The following is a 19556-nucleotide window of genomic DNA, read 5'->3' as shown; positions in this document are numbered from 1 at the left end:
CGGTTCCTTTTAACGATTTTTATCATTATATGATCCCTTTACTCGTTGAAAAAACAATCTTTCTCTTCGGTTTCATTCCAACAATCTTTAGCTCAGCTTTAATACGTTGTCTTAAGTTTAGTAAATCATTTATCTGAACTTCAGCATATCTCACTACATGGTCACCATATGCAATTGATACTACTCGCTCTCCGTTTTGCAGCTTCTTTATCGCTTCTTCGACTTGAACTAAATACTCTTCGTTATACATTTTCCAGCCACTTACTCTGTCTTACTTTCTTAGGTTTTTTACTTTCTATTTTTCCACTTAAACTATTCCATTTACTCTCTGGCCAACGATCAATCCCAAGTGCTATTGATGCTGCTCTTGCGTAAATTCGGCAATCTAGTACTTCATTTCTTTCTCTTACCTTTTGCCACTCTTGTTTGGTATAACCTTTTACTACTTTGCTGACTAATTGCTCTGCCGTTAGCTGCTTAAAATATTCAGGTGCATACTCCGGAAAATGACAATATCCTGCTGACACTTTTTCTTTTTCCCCGTTTTTTAAAACATTAAGTAGTTGAAAAAGCTCTGATTTTAATATCGATACTCCTACTGGCCAGAGCTTTATTCCTCTTTTTAGCTTTTGACCACCAACTGTTATATCAACTCTACTTGGGCTGCTAAGTGGTACTAATGCTTTATTTACACCTTTTACTGCCATTACTCTTCCAGAGCCTTGATGACCTCTTACCCAATTGTATACTTCTTGTGTCGCATACCCAGCATCAACCGCCATCATACTTATCATGTATTCAAGACCATTTTCACCGATAAAATGATGATTGAGGAGCTCCGAAAGTTTTCCCCATACTTCTCCTCCTCCAGTATCACCTTCAAATACCTGGTAGTCTATTGACCAACTTTCACGACTTTTTCCCCATGCTACAACTTCCACCTCTAGACGATCTTTTTGGACATCTACTCCTGCAGTAAGTACCACTTCTCTCCTTGGTACTGTGCCAATCTGAAAAAATTCTCTCCTGTTAAATAATTGCTTCCAGTCTGGTACTTCTCCTTTATCTACCCAGGTTTCTCCAAGTGTAGTATTTATCCAAACCTTCAGTAATTGTTCACTTTCTTTTGCATGAAGAAAATCTTCTACTGCTTGAGTCCAGCTATACCAGCCTACTGGACTATAAAGACTTGAAAGATGAAATCCTTTTTTCTCACCTTTTACTCTATTAGTAGGCCTCCATTCTCCACGCTCAAGCATCTCTGTCTTTTGATGATTTTCTATCTTTTCACCACATTCTATACATATATAGTGTGCTGTATTTGGATTTTTATCTTCCCATTTTATTTGTGACCATTTTAATATTTGGTAATAATTACAATGCGGACATGGTACAAAAAAATATCTCTTATCTGTTGCTTCAAATTCTTTCTCAATTCTGCTTATTCCATGAATCGTTGGCGTTGATACTAAAAAGATCTTTCGCCGTGCAAATGTATTGGTACGAGCTATGCTGAGCAGTACTGGATCTCCTTCTCCTCCTGAGTCTCCTGGATATGCATCTATTTCATCAAGAAAGAGGTATTTTACTGGCATAGAGCGAAGTCCTACACTGCTATTTGCACCTGTTATTACTACAATTCCACCTGGAAATTCCTTACTTTGTACAGTATTCCCTGAATCTCTTGATCTTGGGTCTTTTACTTTACTTTTTAAACATGGTGTACTTTCAATCAGTGGCGCAAATCTTCCTTTTGACCAACGTTTTCCCATTTCAACTGTTGGCTGTACTACTAGCATTGGCCCTGGTGTTTGATCGATGATATAGCCTATCCAATTGTTACCAGCTTCTGTTCCCCCAATCTGCGCTCCTTTCATGAATACTACTTTTTCTGCAGGTGAAGAAGGAGAAAGTGAATCCATGATTTCTTTTAAATAAGGAGTTCTCTCTGTTCTCCATTTTCCTGGCTCTGATGCTGCAGTTGGCGCTAAAACTCGATACTCATTCGCCCACTCTGATACTTTAAGTAGTGGATCTGGCTTTAATCCTGAATAAAAACTGGCACTGTAGATCATTATACTCCACTCAAACAACTGTTGTGTAAACTTTCTACTTCAACACTATCAATTTCTGATCTGACACTTTCTGTTCCTTTTTGCCCTTCTAATTCCATAAACATCTTTTTCTGAAATTCGTTTTCTATATATCTTTTGCTCATCTCACTTACCATTATTGCTATAATAAGCGCAAATACCCATGTTATTGTTGTAAAAATGATTGCACTGCTTATTGCTGTTACCGTTAAACCTATATATGCTGCCATTGCTACTGCGCTAACTGTAATACAGATGCACATAATATTATTATGTTTTTTCATTCTTTTATCTGCTATTTCTCTCTGTGCTATATATTTATTATGAAGGGTTGGAAAGTTAACAACGGTATCTCTGCAGAGTAACGCTCCATTTTTTTCATTAAATAAAACTTTAAGTAATTCTAAATTATTTGACTTGATTGCTAAGTGCAGAACAGGTGTATAATTTGCTCCTTTTTTCAGCAATAACTTTACTACATGTAAATGCCCTTTTTCCGCAGCAAGGTAAATCGGTGATAGACCTTTATTATTTACAATATCAATATTGATTTCTTCCTTTAAAATAGATTCTACAATCTCAATTTCTCCTCTTTGTGCAGCTAAATGGAGTAGACTATTCTTTTCAGAACCGTATTTATTACTCATCAAAGCCTTCTTTATCTCAGGTTTAGCGTAATCAAATGGTGTCTTGCCGCTATCGTCTTTTACCAGAGGGTCTATATCTTCTCGCGTTAGTAAAACTTCTATTGTTTTCAGTCTTTCAGCATAATGTAGTGGTGTTTTATTGGTTCTGTCGCATCTATAAATTGTGGTACAAGAAGATCGTTAAACTGGGATTATGGGAGTTATAGAGCAATTAGCATAGCAAAATTCTAAAAAGTAGAAACATTATCATTAGCCCCGATAATTTGTCTTTTTTGAATCATACGAATATTTTCTATGCCGGTAATGGTAATCTTTGCGGAGTGGAAGCTCTTAAAACCAAGCATTGGCTTTATTCGTTTTTTGATAAATCTATGATCTTGTTCGACAATATTATTTAGATATTTTATTTGAAAAACCATGATTCTACAATCTTCAGAAATTTCTGTATTCAAATCATCAAGAGCAGCAGTATTACTGCCGCTTTTATCAATTACTACTTTCTCAGGCAGGTTATTCTCTCTAAAGGCTTTACGAAAGAACGCAAGTGCCGCAGACTTGTCTCTACGAGCACACAACAGAAAGTCTACAGTATTACCAAGACTATCTAGTGCTCTGTATAGATAAACCCATTTGCCGTTTAATTTAACGTAGGTCTCGTCCATTCTCCAGCTACTGCCAACCTGCTTCTTCCTTTTCCTTACCGCTTCATCTATCAGTGGCACAAATCTGATAACCCACCTTTGTAACGTAGCATGATCAATTTTTGCTCCCCTTATACTCAGCATTTCTTCCAAATCTCGATAGCTCAAAGAGAATCTACATTTCATATATACAGATAACATTATTATCTCTGCTGAAAAGCTAAATCCTTTGAAATATGGCAATAATTTTGAACTAATACGAAACATCTTTGCTTTTTTTTTAGATGATCATATCACTTCTTTTCTACTTTCCTACAAATGTTACATACCAGGATTTATAGATGCGACAGAACCCTCAACATTAAATAGGTTTTTTTGCTGCGGAGGTAAACTAAACCTAATACTCTCTATTATGTCATCAGCGGATTCGATAAGCTTAGCACCGTTTTTAATTAAATAATTACTACCACTACAGCGTGAATCTAGAGGGAAACCAGAAACTGCAAATACCTCTCTCCCTTGATTTAAAGCAAAATCTGCTGTTATTAGAGAGCCAGAACGTTTCGATGCTTCAATCACTACAACACCCAGCGATAGACCAGATATAATTCGATTCCTTTGAGGAAAATACTGAGGTTTTGGTTTAGTAGCAAATGGAAGCTCAGTCATTACTAATCCGCCATTTTCAGTAATTTTTTTGTATAGATCAAAATTTTCTCTTGGGTATACTACGTCAATTCCGCTTGCTGTAACAGCAATAGTGGGGTAATTTTTGTATATTACACTGTTTGCTGCAGTATCAATCCCTCTTGCAAGCCCAGAAATTATGATGAAACCAGCTTGGCTTAAATCGAGTGCCAACTTATTGGCAAAATTTCTTCCATTCATTGAAGAATTACGTCCACCGATTATTGCAATTATCTCACGACTTAATAATGATACATCACCAAGTGTAGTTATTACAGGAGGAAAACCAGAGATATTCCTTAAAATGTCAGGGTAATCTGGATCACATGCTGGTGTTATTTTAGCTCCAATTTTTTCTGCATTCTTAATTTCTTCTCGTGCATTTTGAATTCCATAATCCTTGTTAGTCAACTTATTAAGATATTTAAGCACTTCATATAGCGACCCACATGCTCTAAGTATACTAAAGAACTTTACTGGTCCCACAGTTCTAGCCAAGCTTAGCCATATTTCTAATTCTTCGTTATTTAATTTATTTATCTTCATAAAAGGCTTGAATTTCTTATCAATTTAGTGTACCCAAGATAATGTAAATATACAGTGTTTTATGACGCATTTTGTTACAGATAAATGCATAAAATGTAAATATACAGACTGTGTGGAAGTATGTCCAGTTGACTGCTTTTATGAAGGTAAAAATATGCTCGTGATTAACCCAGATGAGTGTATTGATTGTGGAGTGTGTATACCTGAATGTCCAGTAGATGCAATTGTAACTGATGATTCCATAAAAGATATTCTAGAGCTAGATGAAGGCTTACTGAATAATGAACAAAAAATCTTTAAATCATTTTACAATATAAACGTAGAATATTCGCAAAAATGGCCAAACATTACAGCTAAAAAGCAACCCCTAGATACAGCAGAAGAGTATAAAGAAAAAAAGGATAAGACAGCTTATTTTGATGAAAATTTAGGGTCATAGAGTACAAAAATAGACTTACATTTTTTTGATTAAATAGACATTGAATTGTAAGCGTCTATTTCATCTGCCATAGACGATAATTGTGCACTCTCAAAACGGAGATTGTTTGCAATATCTATTAATTTCTCACTAATTTGTGAACGAGGTTCAGGCACTGGAAAGAAAACGTCACATCTAGCCTTGCATAGAGGTTTGTCTGTTTCATTGAACGCCTCTTCACAGTTTTTGTGGCAAATATGAGATAGGTTACGTGCCTGAAACGTTAATGAATTCGAGTTTTGTGTAGGTATAACCATAATATACTCCTAAATTAAAAAACTAACGCCACGGTAGCATTTATGTGTTAATAAAATTGTAATATTTATATCAGCATAATTACTTTCCAGATAAGTTTACTTTATTGAAAATTTCAGGAAAATATTGTACAATTACTCATGAACTTTGGTAAAACTTACGGCAAACGCTAATGTATCTTTCAGTAAAAAAACCTTACAGCATTTTGCTAAGCTAGTTGAGTTTACTAAGCAGCCCACTCAAGAATTAGCAGAAAGACTATTTAATAGATCATGAAATGGAACTATCTGTAGTTGCTGATCAATATGACATTGAAGGTGTAGAAACAGTTGATTACAAAGATGTAAAGTGGAAATCAAGTGGATTACAAAATTAAATTTTTAAAGAATATTACTGAAAAAGATCTTCCAGTTTTACTTGCAATCTGGTGTCTGATCATAAAGGAACCAGTTTGCATGACACCATCTGCAAGTTTCAATATCTGTACAGCTGTGGAATTTTTCAAAGCGTTTTTTCTATTGAAGATAAAAGTATCTTTTATATATGATATATAGCAAAATATTAGGGTGCTTATGGTTCCAAATATAGCAATTTTAAGTGGTGGATTTTCTTGCGAAAGAGAAATATCGCTTATGAGCGGAAAAGCAGTAAAGAAGGCGCTTGATAGCCTTTCATATAATGCAATAGAAATAGATGTTGATAGCAACATTGCTCAAAAGCTTAAAAAAACTAATCCCGCTCTTGCTTTTATTGCCCTACATGGACCTTATGGTGAAGATGGCTGTATTCAAGGTTTACTGGAGATTTTAGGTATAAAATATACACACTCAGAAGTTATGGCTTCGGCTGTTGCTATGAATAAAGTGATGTCAAAGCATATATTCCATTCTCTTAATATCGACACTCCAAGAGGCTATGTAATTAGTCGAGAAGATGTGCTAAAAAATAATATTAAAGTTGATTATCCGTACGTCTTAAAACCGATTAACGAAGGCTCAAGCATTGGAGTACACATGATTTTCTCACATGAGGATTACTTAGAGCTGAAAAATAATAGTTCTACTATAATGGAAAAGATGATCATAGAAGAATACATACCGGGTATAGAGTTACATACTGCTGTATTACTGAATGAAGCAATTGGCACTATGGAAATACGACCGAAAAATAAATTCTATGATTATGAAGCAAAGTATACAGATGGATTTGCAGAACATATATTTCCTGCTGAAATTCCTAACAACATATATAGAATAACCTTGGAACACGCGTTAAAAGTTCATCAATTTTTAGGATGTAAAACTGTTTCCCGCTCAGACTTCCGTTATAATCCCCAAAATAACACTTTAAAAATGCTTGAGGTTAATACACATCCTGGCTTTACTGAATTGTCGTTAGTACCAGAAATTGCAAAATTGACAAGAGGAATTGATTTTAATGAATTAGTCAAAATTATTGTCGAAGACAGTTTACACCACAGGAATATTAGAGATCAAGCCGATGTTGAACAATGTTACTAGAAGCCAAAGAAGTTTTTTGCGCAAGTGCGCTCTTGTTATTATCACTGCACTTTTTCTCACATTAGTACTTTATAGTTCACTTGATAAAATAACAAATCGATTCAATTACTACTTTACTTGGTGTAACAATCGCTTATCGAGCTTATTACTTAGCAATGGATTTTTAATCGACAAAGTAACCGTTACTGGAAACAAATTTACAAATGAAAAGGACATTCTAAGTTTAGTAGATAGAACGCAACCTATCATGTATGTATCACTCTCAAAACTAACAGATAATATACAATCTGTAAGCAAATGGATAAAATATGTAAAAATTTATAGAATTTTACCTAATACCTTACACATTGATGTAGATGAACATACACCTTTCGCTCTTTGGAAAGATGATAACAGAACTTCAGTAATTGATTCTGAAGGTAAAGTGATCGTAAATGACTACCCGATAGATAACCTCGTTGTAATTAAAGGACAAAATTCGTTATCAAATCTAAAATTCATTAAAGATATACTAGAGAGAAAAACTCAATTAAGTGATCATATTTCTTCTTGTATTTATGTAGGAAATAGAAGATGGAATATCATACTCGATGACAGTTCCACAGTAAAATTGCCTGAAGATAATCCTTATAGCGCATGGGATTATTTAAGCCACTTGCAAAATACAACCGACTTTACTTTTAGCAATTGGAGCATAATTGATATGCGTGTTGCTGATAAGATCTTTGTGAAGAAGTGATCTGCTCGGTGCTCCTTTTCATTTCATGCAAGTAGCCCTTTCTCTGTCATCCGAGTAGCTTAAAACTGGAATGGCTTTGTTGCACCACTCAAGGAAAGAACAGGCAGTTACTGATGGAATTTGTTATAAAATAGATATTTAGCCGACAAAGGAAAAATATGCCAATAAGAATGAAAGTCAGTAACTGCAATGAATATAACAAATTTCTTCAAGAAAGGGGAAATGTTTTTCATTATATCAACGATGCCATTGAAAATTGGTACGAAAATAGTCCAAAAGTAGCAGGTGGCAACAATGTCTACAGCGACAAAGTAGTGATTCTAATTCACATAATAACCTATCTATTCAGGATTGGTCTTAGGCAAACAGTGGGATTTATAGAGAAATATCTTGAGCAAATAGGGAAAATTTTGCAAATTATCAGCTATTCGCAGGCTTCAAGAAGGTTTAAAAAGCTTAATATCAAAATCAACGACTGCAGAGTTGATAAGAACGATATGGAAGATATTGAAATTGCTATAGATAGTACAGGTATCAGCATCTACAATAATATTCCAGGCCATAGTAAGGCAAATGGTACAGATAGAAAGTATCGCCGCTATGAGCAAACAAGAAAGCTACATGTAATGCTAGAGATAGGTAGTAAAAAAGTTATAGCTGCAAAATACAGTAGTGGAGTTTATTCCGACCACTATGGAGCCTGTGATCTTATTGAAAGAGTGGATACCAAGTATAACATAAGCACGATATATGCAGATAGGGCATATAATCGAAAGAAGTTATACAAACTGTGCGATGAGCTTGACATAAAGACAAGGATTCCTCCGCAAAATAATGCAGTAGAGCATCCAAAGTTGGATTATATGAATGAGAGAAATTCTACAATCAAGCTCATAAAGTCATATGATGAAGATGGTATGAAGAGGTGGAAAAAAGAGATAAATTATTGGAAGAGATCTTATATAGAAAGTTTTTTCTCGCGACTGAAGCAAATATTTGGATTTAGTTTTAGGAATAAATCTGAGATTAATCGTGAGAAGGAACTGCTACTCAAGTGTTATTTGCTTAACAAATTTACTGAAATAGGCATGGCTAAGTTTGATATAGCTTCATGAATTTATTATACATTACCCACTATCCGAAGAGCTGTGCAACAAAGCCCACTGGAATCCAGATTGCAAGTAATTGATTAGGTTGGGTAAGTATGGGTTTTGCATTATAGAAGGAAGCATTAACCATTACTAAACAAAAAGCCTTGATCTGGAGTAGAATGTTTTAAAACAGAAACATCACAAAGATCTCTCTTAGACTGAGAGTTTTCTTTAGCATGTTTGAGTCGTTTAAATATTTCAGTGTCTGTACCTATATTCTTCTTAGCATAAGCATATAAAAGATCTAATAACTTTCCACCAGCTTGAATAGCAATTTCAATAGTCGTATTTTCATTATTACCATCTGGAGAGTAGTTTAAGCTTGGTTTGAAACCATGTTTATTTTTTGATTCCAGTAATTCTTCTATCTCTACAAGCAATTCATCTAGCTTACCCTTATCCTTTTCATTTGATGCTTCTTTTACCTTTTGAAACAAATTATAATCCTGTCGCAATTTTTGAGAAAATTTTTCTTTGCCTTCTTTATTTTCCTTGTTAATAGATGCAGCTTTTATAGAATCAACATTAATATTTGGATCAGCAAGCAGAAGGTCAGCCACTTCGAAATGTCTACAATCTAGTGCGAATAACAAAGGAGTACTACCTTCCTTAGTTTTAACATTAACATCAGCCTTGTTCTTGAGAAGAAGTTTAACTATATCTACGTGACCATTTTTTGCTGCAAAATGTAAAGGAGCAAAACCTTCCTTATTCCTAGCATTAACATCAGCTTCACAATCCTTCACAAGAAATTTAACTACATTATTTTTACCTTCTCCTGCTGCAAAATGTAAAAGAGCAAAACCTTTCTTGGTCCTAGCATTAACATCAGCTTCACAATCCTTCACAAGAAATTTAACTATATCCAAATGACCCATGAGTGCTGCAAAATGTAAAGGAGTCACATCTTCCTTAGACTTAGCATTAACATCAAATTCACAATCCTTCACAAGAAATTTAACTATATCCAAATGACCCATGCGTACTGCAAGATGTAAAAAAGTAAAACCTTTCTTATTCCTAGCATCAATAATAGATTTTTTTTCCTTAACTAAATATTTAACTATTTTAAAACTAGCTTTAGAAAAAGCTAAAATGAATATTTCTAGTTCACTATATTGGGATATATCCATTTTTTTAAATTGGTTTATATTGTCTCTACATATTACACTCATTAACTCCTTATTTTTCTTTAATGGTTCCTTCTCCTGATCATTACCTTGGTTCTGTTCACGCTTTTCATTATGAGGCTTTTTGCTATTGTGTTTTCTATTAGTACTATCTTCTAAAGAAAGCTGTGGTTTTACCTTTTGAACTTGATGATATTTTTTAGCTTTCTTCTTTTTATTTTGATTATTTTCATTCTGAAGCTTGATAATATCATCATCTTTTCCTTCATGTTCTGAGCTTTGTGAAGACCTAGAACTTATATCACTCTCTAACACTGAATTTGTATACTTGTTCTTATCCAAGATCTGATTCTCTTCATGATACCCCTTAGCTCTCAATACATTCATAATCTCTTCAGCATACTCTTTTTTTCCTTCGTTTTGCAATTTTCTTGCTATAAGTTCTGCTTGCTCTATGTTTCCTTTCTCTATTAACTCTAGTGCCTTATTTCTCCATTCTTCAGGACTAGATTCTTCTTGCTCAATATTTACATTACCTTCTTCCCTTGGCTCTATTATTTTCAATAAATTACTCTCATCATCTATAATATATACACTATCAACAGCACGAGTAACTCCAACATACAGAGCGTTCATATAAAATTTATATTTCTCCAAAGACTTATCTTTCTTATCCTTATTTCTTGAAGTGTTAACTTCCCTTTCGTTATATGAATCACGAATTCTATTAATAGTATTATCTATCTCCCCCTCACTTTTATTTGGACATGCTATATTCCATATTTCATTATAAGCTTTACATGATGTAAACTTGTAAAGAATCACATTTTCAAATTCCAAGCCTTTGGCTTCATGTATATTAAACACAAGTGGAGTATCAAATAACTGACGTGCACTTTTTTTACTTTCATCATCCAGAGCTAAAACAGCACAATTTATAGATTCATTTACTTTTTTTGCTATTTCTTCTTTTTTATCATCAATAATAAAGCCAACGTTCCCTTTGTTCTTAGTCTCACTCTTCATGAGAAAAGCGTTGTCTACTGTTATTTTATCTTCTGAAGCAAAACAATAATTCTTAAGATGTAGTATACGATTGGCAAATTCAATAACTTGCTCGCTATTACGATAATTTTTCTCAAGGGTATAAAAAACTTCTGACCCTTGGTCAACTATATATCTATTTTGACAAAGAAAAGATTTTAACTTGGATAAAGAGAAAAAACTAGGATGTATTACTTGATTAACATCACCACATAGTAAAAAGTTACTCTTATTCTCATCTTTTAAACTCTTTAACACCAGATCTAATGTGCTCTCAGTTAAATCCTGAACTTCATCTACAACAATCGCATCATACATTCCTTCTGTAATGCACTTATTAGTAACAAGATTAGGATCATAATACTCTGAATCTTTTTCTATAAACTTCCTGTACTCTTTAAAAAAATCATAAACACTGTTCCTTTCGTCTACAGAAAACATAGATTGTCTGTCTCCTAATTTAGCATACCTATCTTTTCCATCTTCTCCTAATAAGCTTCTTCCACCTATCACAGCTGTAAATTCTTCGAATATTTTATCTCCGTCTTTTTTATACTTTTTAAATTTATCTTTTTTGCATATTTCGTTGAACCATAAAAAAAACTTACTTCTATTGATTGGCTTCTTTCTTTTTATATCTTCTGCTTGCTTTTCAAGAAACTCATGAAGAGATAAGAAATCAATTTCTTCTGGAGCAGCAATCTTGAACTCATCATCGTAGTATTCGTATTCAAGTAACTTTTTCGATTCTTTTACAAGATTTTCGGATTTGGTAATATATAGAATTTTTCCTCCCTCAAACTTCTCTTTTATCCTTTTTAGGCTCTCTAAAGCCACTGATGTCTTTCCACTTCCAGCAGCTCCATTGATAACTAAAGGTAATTTAACCCTTTCAACTATATCTTCTTGCTTTGCACTAAAAGTAATAAATTTACCGAGATAACTAACTTGTGGAGCATCTTCAATCTCCAATGTACTTACATTATCAGAAATTTCTTCATTGTTTTTATCTACTATTTCTATGTTTTTTATTTTTTCTCTATTTGTTAAAAATTTAGACTTATGATAATCATGATTCAGAATTACTTCTAAAATAACAAAAGCATCTTTGTTATCAATCTTTATACCTGTAAAGAGTAATCTGTCACTATCACTTAATTTAGCTCGAAAATATTCAATATTCCCATCACCTTTTATTAACTTTATATTCCCTTGGCTTGTACTGTTATTTTCCTCTAAATCTTTAATTATTTCATTAAACTTTCCCCTTAAAGGAGTTTTACCATTATCTAAAGCCTCATCATTAAACTTCTCATAAAACAATACAATACTCATAACTTCTCTTAATTACTTAATTATATTAAGAGTATAATAATATTATTAATATATCAATATTTCTATTATTATATTAACCTATATTATTTATTAATACGTAATTCTTATCTCATCATTAAATAAGTAATACTGCAAAGTTGTGGAATAAAAGTTAATGAATTTACTTTTTAGGCAGAGCTCTAATATTATAGATCTTTAATAGTATAATCTTCCCATTTGTCCACTCTGGGCCATGTACGATTAGTAGAAGAAAATAAATTTATACTCATTCAGTATTAAACAACTTAAGTAATTTGGTCACTTCCAGCACCCAAAACCAGTTAGTGTGAAAACATTTTTTTTAGAATCAATTGGTGTACCATATAAACTTTTCAATATAGTGATTTTGCTATACCATGAAATCAGCTATATTGGTTTACTTTCACTAAATTTACATATGAACCAATTTGCCTAACTTTGTTGCAATGATTTTAGGCTTCCATTTTTACAACCATATTTTTATAGGCTTGTTTTCATAAAGGTAGGTACTTTTTTTGCGTTTTTGGAAAAATGAACATTAAAGATTTTTATGATTCTAATTTGCAGTATGTTTCTGAAACTAAAGTGAATATTAATAATCCTATATAAAATATAAAAAAATACATAATTCTTGATTTTCTCATAGATATAGTTAATAATTAAGCTATATTATTTTAATAAAAAAGTTATGACTTTATGGTGGAAAAAGATATTAGCTGTAGAAAGTGATCCTAGACTTTTAATTGATATAGATAAACAAGCTAACTTAAAGAAAATGTTAGTTCTTTCTTTAAGGGAAGCTATAAATAAACCAGATGTTTCAATTGTTACAAACCTATACGAACATTTTACACAAAAATCTACTAGAAATAGGCGCGAGTACCCTGATTCACAATTCTCAATTATTCGGGAAATATATAAAAATGCCTTTATACTTGTAAGCAATGATATTGCCAAGCTCAATGAAAAAAATCTTAATCAGATCATTAGTAGAAAAGTAGGGCAGATCGAAACAATTTTGGCTATAGTCTCATTAATTGATAATAAACGACTGATAAAAAAAATGTTGAACTTAGTTGAAAAGAATATAAAAAACAATCCGGAAGGGCAGCAAGTTCTTTTAAAGAGTTTAGTTAATATACTAACATACTCGATAAAAAATGAGCGTCTTCAGACCATTAATTATATATGTACAGGACAGTTCTCTAAAAAAAATTTCTGTTCTGTTATTCAAGAAATATATATAAAAGCATTTGCAGATAGCAAAGTAGTAGAAGAGCTAGAAAATAAAATAGAAAAACAAGAAAAATCTGCTAAATATGAGTGGTGGATGGAGTTGAAAAAATATCTTGATTTCAATCAAAAGCTAAATGATTTACAAGAATTAAAAGAAATAGTAAATAAGTTTATTGAAGCTTCTGATTATCATAATAAGCTGTGCCAAGATGAAAATTATCCAGCTCTTTCTTATTATAATACAGAAATAGACTTGGAAAGGTTAGAGCAAATAACACGTAAGTTTATTAACGATTCTGGTCACATATCAGAAAAGGAGGTGTTAAAGCAAAAAAAGCTTCAAATACCTTTACCAGGGGAAAAGCAATTGGTAGAAAATTTGAGAAAATTAGAAAAAAGAATATCTACTTTCATTCAATCTGTTTATGAAAAAACTGCACATGATGAGCAATATCCAGGCTTTGTTCAGTCCCCTAAAAAGAAAGACTTTATGATACTAGCACAAATAATACATGAGTTGTTTCTTGAGAAAGATGATTTCGAATCTGTAGATAAGGAAGAATTACCTAGTCCATATTTAGAAAAAGTTAAAGAGAAATCATATATTAGAGGGGTGCTTAGCTATTTAACTTGCTTTGTTGCATAACTGTTTATAAAGAGCAAGGAGTGTTCAATTGTATTAAATAAGAGTCTGATATTAGTTTTCAATTCTTCTATCAGTTAATTCATTCCCGTCAGATTAAGTTGTGTTTAGCACAATCTGTTCCACTGTTCTTCATCTAAAATTTCCACACCCAATTCCATTGCTTTTTTATATTTTGAACCTGGATCTTCTCCTGCAATTAAATAGTCAGTTTTAGTAGAAAGGCTTGAACTGATCTTTGCCCCTAAAACTTTAGCTCTTACTTTTGCCTCCCCTCTACTCATAGCACGTAGCTTACCAGTAAACACTATAATTTTGTTATTCAAAAAAGAATCGCTAGAGTTGGAGCTCACGGGAAGAATTTGCAGATATGCAGTAAGATCATTTAACATTTTAATGTTACGTTCCTGAGAAAAAAACGATTTTAAAGATTCAGCTACTTTTTCTCCTATACCATCTATACCTACCAACTCAACATCATTTGATGACATCGAATTATACCAGTTATCATAAGATACATAATAATTTGCGAGCAATTCTGCTACAACTTGGCCGATAAATCTGATACCCAAAGAAAATATGAACCTATCTAGAGAGATTACTCTTCTGCTTTGTATAGCACTTAATAGATTAGCTATTGACTTCTCGCCCCAACCATGATGCTCTTTTAAGGAAAACTCTTTTAATCTTTCCTCTAAAATAAAAATGTCTGGAATTTGTCTTATTAGTTCCAGATCATAAAAAAACTTTATTTGTTTTTCACCAAGGCCAACAATGTCAAATGCATCTTTTGACACAAAATGTTTTAGTTTTTCTACTATTTGAGCCTTGCAATTAAATTCTTCAGGACATCTTACTGCAACTCCTTCAATCTGCACTTTACTACCACATTCAGGACATATGTCAGGAAACACAAATTCAGGCATATTTGCATGACGAGAACCTTCATCTACTTTGACAATTTGAGGAATTACATCTCCAGCTCTTTTAATTGTTACAACATCTCCTTCTCTTATATCTTTACGTTTTATCTCATCTTGGTTATGTAGACTTGCTCTGCTAACTAGCACTCCGCCAATATTAACTGGTACCAAATCTGCAACTGGAGTTAAAACCCCCGTTCTACCCACCTGTATAAATATTTTATTTAACTTTGTCTTCGCATAAATCGCAGAAAACTTATATGCAAGCGCTGAGCGTGGCGCTTTGTGTGTACTTCCCAGACGACTTTGTAGCACCAAATCATTCACTTTATAGACTATCCCATCGATATCATAATCCAAGTTATAACGACAATCATAGATCTCGTTATAGAACTTTAGCATTCCATTCAAACTACTTGTTAAGGAACGATGCTCATTTACGCAAAAACCAAGTTTCTCAAGTTTTTCTAGTACTTCACTTTGACTTTTCTCTATTCCACCAATTAAAGAATAAGCAAAATATCTAAGAGGCCTTTTTGCTGTAATGTTCGCATTCAATTGCTTTAAAGAACCAGCAGCTGCATTTCGAGGATTAGCGAATTCATTATTTTCATTTAACTTTAAAAAGTCGCTGTTACTGATATATATTTCACCCCTTACTTCTAGTCTTCCTTGCACATCTTGTAAAAACTTAGGAAAGCCTTTTATTGTTGCAACATTGTGAGTTACATCCTCTCCTACAAAACCGTCACCTCGAGTTGCAGCTTTAACAAATTTCCCATCTTCATAAATTGCAGAAAATGACAATCCATCAATTTTTGGCTCACATAATATCTCTATTTCATCTGCAATTAAAAATCTCTTTATTTTAGACAAAAATTTTTCTACACCTTGTTCATCATAAGCATTCTCAAGAGAAAGCATAGGTTCTTGATGTTCCACCTTAGAAAATCTCTCATCAGGCGGAGCACCAACACTATCTTGTGTTGCATAAGCTTCTGGCTCTATTGCAGCTAACTTTTTTTTCAGTTCATCATATTCAGCATCACTTATCTCTGGCTTACTTTTTTGATAATATAAGATATTATGATAATTAATTTGATTTTGCAGTTTTTCTCTCATCTTTTCCAAGTCAGTCATGATACCAATATAATGCTCTTTGCCGTCAAGTCATGAATTTTTTCAAAAGGTACTATAAATTTATACTACTGCCCTGAAAAGCAATACTAATATTAATATAATTTTTGTACTTGTATATTAATGTTAGTATAGTTTTTAAATTAAGGAGTACATTATGAAAGAATACAATTACAAAAATTTGGCTGACGAATCAAACTTCGGCTCTCAAGTGTATCGTGCAGGAATGTTTGATAAAATTCTTGGTATAAGCAAAACAGCAAAAGAAGCTGCGAATCAAGTAATATCTAAAATGGGTAACGATTTAAAACTAGAAGCTAGAAAAGCAGCTCAAGATGAAGTAAAAAAAATAGAAGGAAAAATGCTAACTTTAGCTGAAGAAAAAGCTAACAAAATAGCTAGCGAAAAAGCTAATCAAATAGAAAAAAAAATATCGACTTCAATTGATAAGACAGTAAAGTCAGTAGAAGCAAACGCTGAAAAAGCAGCAAAAAATGCAGCTGAAAAAGCAGTGAAAAAAGTAGGACCAGAAGTTGCAGATTTGCTAAAGCCAGAATTCAACCACTATGGATTAAAATCCAAAGATTGAGAGAGAGCATAGAATGCTAACTTTCGACTTGAAAGTCACCAAATTTATCTTCTTTTTTAGAGTGATTTTCAATATAATTTTTTATCATTTCGTCAGTTACATTTCCGCTAGTCCTGACAAAGTAGCCTACTGCCCACAACCCAATATCTCTTTTTTAGCTCTGGAAAGTTTTGCTGGATTTTTCTGGAACTTTTTCCTTTTATTAACTGCACTAACTTACTAATACTTAAGTATGGGGGTACAGAAACGTATACGTGTACATGACTTGACGCAACTCTACCTCTGATAATTTCTACTTGATTATTTGCACATACTTCTTGTACAACTTCTTTAGCTTTCTGTCCAATATCTCCAACTAGTACTGGATATCGATATTTTGTTATCCACACTATGTGATATATATACAGAGTGACTGCTTTTTCTATAATATTCCACATTCTTTCAGATTTTTCACCTTAAAATTATATTCTTAAAAGGATGGACTTCAAGTCCAGGGTTTTTCTCCCAAATTTGGGACAATAAAAACTCAGGTAGAAGAAGCAGTAAAAAAATACACTGAAGAAAAATTGAAAGTCTTATCAAACCTGAAATCACAAGCAAAATAGGTGATTTCCTCACTGAACAAAGTGAAAAATCAAGCAAATTTCTAGAATATGAAATGAATAAGTTAATCGAAAATGCACATAGGGATTTGGATACAAGAATAGACAAGATTGAATGCGAACTTATAGAAGCAAAATCTGAGGTTTTAAAGACTGCTGCAAATAGTTTGAATGAGAGTGCAGACTTATTGTTTTCTGCTGCACGAGATGAAACATGTGAAAACCAAGATTTAGTGTATTTTTAATCATGAAAGGGGTTTTATGGGCAAAATTTAAAAAACCCATAAAACCCTTAGCTAAACCAAGAGAAAATATACTATATAGAATTACTTTGTTAAATATTCTCTACTCCCAGGTTTCGTTATGGGTAATTGTTTTAACTCACTTGGCAGTTCTTTCTCGCTATAGTTTTGAATGTTCAGTTCAATCAAAGATATAATAGAAAAAGGTAGTTTTGTTTCACTACTTCTCTTTATCAAAGAAGCTTCAACAACAACTTTACCTCCCTTCTCTTCTGCACATTTTACTGCTTCAAGTGAAGATTTACCTGTGGTAATCACATCTTCAATTAGTAATATCTTCTCACCTTGTTTAATCTCAAATCCACGGCGTAATTCAAATTTACCATTAACACGTTCGCAAAATATTGTTCGGATTCCAAGCTGTCTACCAATCTCATAACCCACAATTATTCCACCAATTGCAGGAGATAGTATTAAGTCTATGGGTTCAACAAGCTCTTTTCTTATTTTATTTGCCAATAGCTCACAAACCTTCATTGCTCTGCTTGGATTTTCAAAAATTTTAGCGCATTGTATGTAAGTGTTGCTGTGCAGCCCTGACGAGAGTACAAAATGTCCGTGCAAAATCGCACCAGCCTCTTCAAACTCTTTTATTATCGGATTGTCTAGTATCATTCTAAGTTTTACATTCTTTATTAATTATCTGCGTTACACAGACATCAGACCAAACATTTATTGCAGTTTCAAACATATCAATGATTGTATAAATAGGTAAAATCAGCCCCATAATGTACAAAGGAACGTTCATTGATACCAAATAACTAGTTGCCATAAAATAGCACCCCATCGGCACTCCAGCGTTGCCAATTGCAGCTCCTGTAGCTAAGAAAATCCATATGAACATCTCACTTAAGGAAAATGTGTGCCCATTCATCTCCGCAACAAACATCACTGTGATTAAAATAAATGCAGCACACGCATTCATATTGATAGTTGTACATATTGGTAGAATAAAAGATGACAATTTCTTTGGCACTTTTAGCTGATTTTGCACACAGTCTATGGTTGTCGGTAGTGTCGCACTGGATGATTTAGAAAAAAATGCCAGTATGAGTGCCGGCATAACTCCCCTTAGCGTCTGAATTGGTGATATACCTTTATACCACATGAGTAGTGGTAAAATCACAAATGCTTGCACGAAATTTGCAGACATTATGCAAGCAAAATACCAAAAAAGACTATGGAATTCGCTGCCACCTTTTAACTCGTATAAAAAACATGTGATAAAAGACCATACAGCAAGAGGAATAAACTTTAACAACCCTTGAGCAATTTTAAGAAGTGTATCAAACAGTGCAGAGAATATTTGGTGTAATATATCCTGTTTTTCTTTTGAGAGCGAAATAATAGCTCCACCCATCAAAAAAGCAATCAATATGCTGCCAATAACGTTATTTTCAAGAAAAACTTGCACAAAATTTGATGGAATGAGTGATTTTAAGTATGAGAAGTAATTGTGGTTGCTGTCACTCACACTTTCTATTGTGTTACTTATGAAATTTTTTCTTACTGGATCTATGAATAAATAGAAAGATAGCGCAACAAATGCAGCTATAATGGTTGTAAGCAGCGTATAAAACAGCGTCTTCTTAAGTAATACTTTAATTTCAATTGAGTCTTTAAGCCCTGAAATTGTGGATACGATAGATAGAAAAACCAAAGGTAAACTGATTAATTTCAACAAACTGATGAATATATCACTAAATAGCTTTGCTACTTCAAATATCACTTCATTATTTAAATAGTAAGCGACAACTGCAAATAGTATAGAAAAGAATATTGCAAGTTTGCGCATTGAAAATAAAACCTCAAAATAATATTATACAATAATTTTTGGAAT

15 protein-coding genes and 3 pseudogenes are annotated in these 19556 nt (G+C 32.9%); 7 read left to right on the top strand and 11 right to left on the bottom strand.

The features are described 5' to 3' along the window. Positions 1-25: 25 nt before the first annotated feature. The 5 genes and pseudogenes from OPR29_RS01975 to dprA all read right to left on the bottom strand — a co-directional run. Positions 26-250 (bottom strand): gpW family head-tail joining protein, encoded by a 225-nt coding sequence (locus tag OPR29_RS01975; RefSeq protein WP_007302777.1) that lies wholly within the window; start codon positions 248-250, stop codon positions 26-28. Then, positions 243-2075: a phage terminase large subunit family protein gene (locus OPR29_RS01970; RefSeq protein ID WP_265025361.1), complete on the bottom strand. Its 1833-nt coding sequence runs from the start codon at positions 2073-2075 to the stop codon at positions 243-245. Before OPR29_RS01970 ends, OPR29_RS01975 begins: the two co-directional genes overlap by 8 nt. After that, a pseudogene (locus tag OPR29_RS01965) lies at positions 2075-2920 on the bottom strand (ankyrin repeat domain-containing protein); the annotation flags it as partial. The pseudogene OPR29_RS01965 and the gene OPR29_RS01970, both read right to left, overlap by 1 nt. A 47-nt stretch (positions 2921-2967) precedes the next feature. Further along, positions 2968-3648, bottom strand: coding sequence for an IS6 family transposase (locus OPR29_RS01960; protein WP_264376282.1), 681 nt, complete (start codon positions 3646-3648; stop codon positions 2968-2970). Positions 3649-3735: 87 nt separating this feature from the next. Further along, positions 3736-4614: pseudogene (dprA, locus tag OPR29_RS01955) on the bottom strand (DNA-processing protein DprA); the annotation flags it as partial. Positions 4615-4675: 61 nt separating this feature from the next. Between dprA and OPR29_RS01950 the strand changes: the two are divergent. Continuing rightward, positions 4676-5053: a ferredoxin family protein gene (locus tag OPR29_RS01950; RefSeq protein ID WP_254229739.1), complete on the top strand. Its 378-nt coding sequence runs from the start codon at positions 4676-4678 to the stop codon at positions 5051-5053. A 29-nt stretch (positions 5054-5082) separates the two neighbouring features. Here OPR29_RS01950 and OPR29_RS01945 read toward each other — a convergent pair whose 3' ends face one another. Beyond that, positions 5083-5349: a hypothetical protein gene (locus OPR29_RS01945; RefSeq protein ID WP_007302779.1), complete on the bottom strand. Its 267-nt coding sequence runs from the start codon at positions 5347-5349 to the stop codon at positions 5083-5085. A 564-nt stretch (positions 5350-5913) separates the two neighbouring features. Here OPR29_RS01945 and OPR29_RS01940 point away from each other — a divergent pair. The 3 genes from OPR29_RS01940 to OPR29_RS01930 all read left to right on the top strand — a co-directional run bounded on the left by OPR29_RS01940 (position 5914) and on the right by OPR29_RS01930 (position 8721). Further along, positions 5914-6867 carry a D-alanine--D-alanine ligase gene (locus OPR29_RS01940; protein WP_012481821.1) on the top strand — a complete coding sequence of 318 codons (954 nt, stop codon included), beginning with the start codon at positions 5914-5916 and terminating at the stop codon, positions 6865-6867. Beyond that, positions 6848-7606 carry a cell division protein FtsQ/DivIB gene (locus OPR29_RS01935; RefSeq protein ID WP_007302888.1) on the top strand — a complete coding sequence of 253 codons (759 nt, stop codon included), beginning with the start codon at positions 6848-6850 and terminating at the stop codon, positions 7604-7606. The genes OPR29_RS01940 and OPR29_RS01935 overlap by 20 nt, the downstream gene beginning before the upstream one ends. Before the next feature lie 158 nt (positions 7607-7764). Further along, positions 7765-8721, top strand: coding sequence for an IS5 family transposase (locus OPR29_RS01930; protein ID WP_213863789.1), 957 nt, complete (start codon positions 7765-7767; stop codon positions 8719-8721). A 116-nt stretch (positions 8722-8837) separates the two neighbouring features. Here OPR29_RS01930 and OPR29_RS01925 read toward each other — a convergent pair whose 3' ends face one another. Next, positions 8838-12266 (bottom strand): ankyrin repeat domain-containing protein, encoded by a 3429-nt coding sequence (locus OPR29_RS01925; protein WP_265025358.1) that lies wholly within the window; start codon positions 12264-12266, stop codon positions 8838-8840. Between the two features lie 706 nt (positions 12267-12972). Between OPR29_RS01925 and OPR29_RS01920 the strand changes: the two genes are divergently transcribed. After that, complete coding sequence (locus tag OPR29_RS01920; protein WP_265025357.1) at positions 12973-14166, top strand: hypothetical protein; 1194 nt, start codon at positions 12973-12975, stop codon at positions 14164-14166. Positions 14167-14270: 104 nt separating this feature from the next. Here the strand turns inward: OPR29_RS01920 and ligA are convergent, their stop codons facing one another. Further along, positions 14271-16226 carry an NAD-dependent DNA ligase LigA gene (ligA, locus tag OPR29_RS01915; RefSeq protein WP_213863763.1) on the bottom strand — a complete coding sequence of 652 codons (1956 nt, stop codon included), beginning with the start codon at positions 16224-16226 and terminating at the stop codon, positions 14271-14273. 154 nt (positions 16227-16380) lie between these two features. Here ligA and OPR29_RS01910 point away from each other — a divergent pair, with 154 nt between their 5' ends. Further along, positions 16381-16812 (top strand): hypothetical protein, encoded by a 432-nt coding sequence (locus tag OPR29_RS01910; RefSeq protein ID WP_250147183.1) that lies wholly within the window; start codon positions 16381-16383, stop codon positions 16810-16812. 16 nt (positions 16813-16828) lie between these two features. Here OPR29_RS01910 and tnpA read toward each other — a convergent pair. After that, positions 16829-17247 (bottom strand): annotated as a pseudogene (gene tnpA / locus OPR29_RS01905) (IS200/IS605 family transposase). 223 nt (positions 17248-17470) lie between these two features. Here tnpA and OPR29_RS01900 point away from each other — a divergent pair. Next, positions 17471-17659: a hypothetical protein gene (locus OPR29_RS01900; RefSeq protein ID WP_017531751.1), complete on the top strand. Its 189-nt coding sequence runs from the start codon at positions 17471-17473 to the stop codon at positions 17657-17659. 81 nt (positions 17660-17740) lie between these two features. Here the strand turns inward: OPR29_RS01900 and pyrE are convergent, their stop codons facing one another. Further along, on the bottom strand, positions 17741-18331 hold the full coding sequence (gene pyrE / locus OPR29_RS01895; RefSeq protein WP_213863764.1) for an orotate phosphoribosyltransferase: 591 nt from the start codon (positions 18329-18331) through the stop codon (positions 17741-17743). Position 18332: 1 nt separating this feature from the next. Then, positions 18333-19511, bottom strand: coding sequence for a dicarboxylate/amino acid:cation symporter (locus OPR29_RS01890; protein ID WP_213863765.1), 1179 nt, complete (start codon positions 19509-19511; stop codon positions 18333-18335). Positions 19512-19556: the final 45 nt, after the last annotated feature.

Origin of the sequence: Wolbachia endosymbiont (group B) of Pammene fasciana (assembly GCF_947251495.1) — a bacterium.
GTDB lineage: Bacteria > Pseudomonadota > Alphaproteobacteria > Rickettsiales > Anaplasmataceae > Wolbachia.
This window is presented reverse-complemented; position numbering and strand designations above follow the sequence as displayed.

Excerpts from the sequence above, each read along its gene's own strand:
- OPR29_RS01935 (WP_007302888.1), top strand. The coding sequence starts at position 6,848 with ATGTTGAACAATGTTACTAGAAGCCAAAGAAGTTTTTTGCGCAAGTGC.
- OPR29_RS01970 (WP_265025361.1), bottom strand. The coding sequence starts at position 2,075 with ATGATCTACAGTGCCAGTTTTTATTCAGGATTAAAGCCAGATCCACTA.
- OPR29_RS01920 (WP_265025357.1), top strand. The coding sequence starts at position 12,973 with ATGACTTTATGGTGGAAAAAGATATTAGCTGTAGAAAGTGATCCTAGA.
- ligA (WP_213863763.1), bottom strand. The coding sequence starts at position 16,226 with ATGACTGACTTGGAAAAGATGAGAGAAAAACTGCAAAATCAAATTAAT.
- OPR29_RS01890 (WP_213863765.1), bottom strand. The coding sequence starts at position 19,511 with ATGCGCAAACTTGCAATATTCTTTTCTATACTATTTGCAGTTGTCGCT.
- OPR29_RS01900 (WP_017531751.1), top strand. The coding sequence starts at position 17,471 with ATGAATAAGTTAATCGAAAATGCACATAGGGATTTGGATACAAGAATA.
- OPR29_RS01910 (WP_250147183.1), top strand. The coding sequence starts at position 16,381 with ATGAAAGAATACAATTACAAAAATTTGGCTGACGAATCAAACTTCGGC.
- OPR29_RS01960 (WP_264376282.1), bottom strand. The coding sequence starts at position 3,648 with ATGTTTCGTATTAGTTCAAAATTATTGCCATATTTCAAAGGATTTAGC.
- OPR29_RS01950 (WP_254229739.1), top strand. The coding sequence starts at position 4,676 with ATGACGCATTTTGTTACAGATAAATGCATAAAATGTAAATATACAGAC.
- OPR29_RS01975 (WP_007302777.1), bottom strand. The coding sequence starts at position 250 with ATGTATAACGAAGAGTATTTAGTTCAAGTCGAAGAAGCGATAAAGAAG.
- OPR29_RS01925 (WP_265025358.1), bottom strand. The coding sequence starts at position 12,266 with ATGAGTATTGTATTGTTTTATGAGAAGTTTAATGATGAGGCTTTAGAT.
- OPR29_RS01945 (WP_007302779.1), bottom strand. The coding sequence starts at position 5,349 with ATGGTTATACCTACACAAAACTCGAATTCATTAACGTTTCAGGCACGT.
- pyrE (WP_213863764.1), bottom strand. The coding sequence starts at position 18,331 with ATGATACTAGACAATCCGATAATAAAAGAGTTTGAAGAGGCTGGTGCG.
- OPR29_RS01930 (WP_213863789.1), top strand. The coding sequence starts at position 7,765 with ATGCCAATAAGAATGAAAGTCAGTAACTGCAATGAATATAACAAATTT.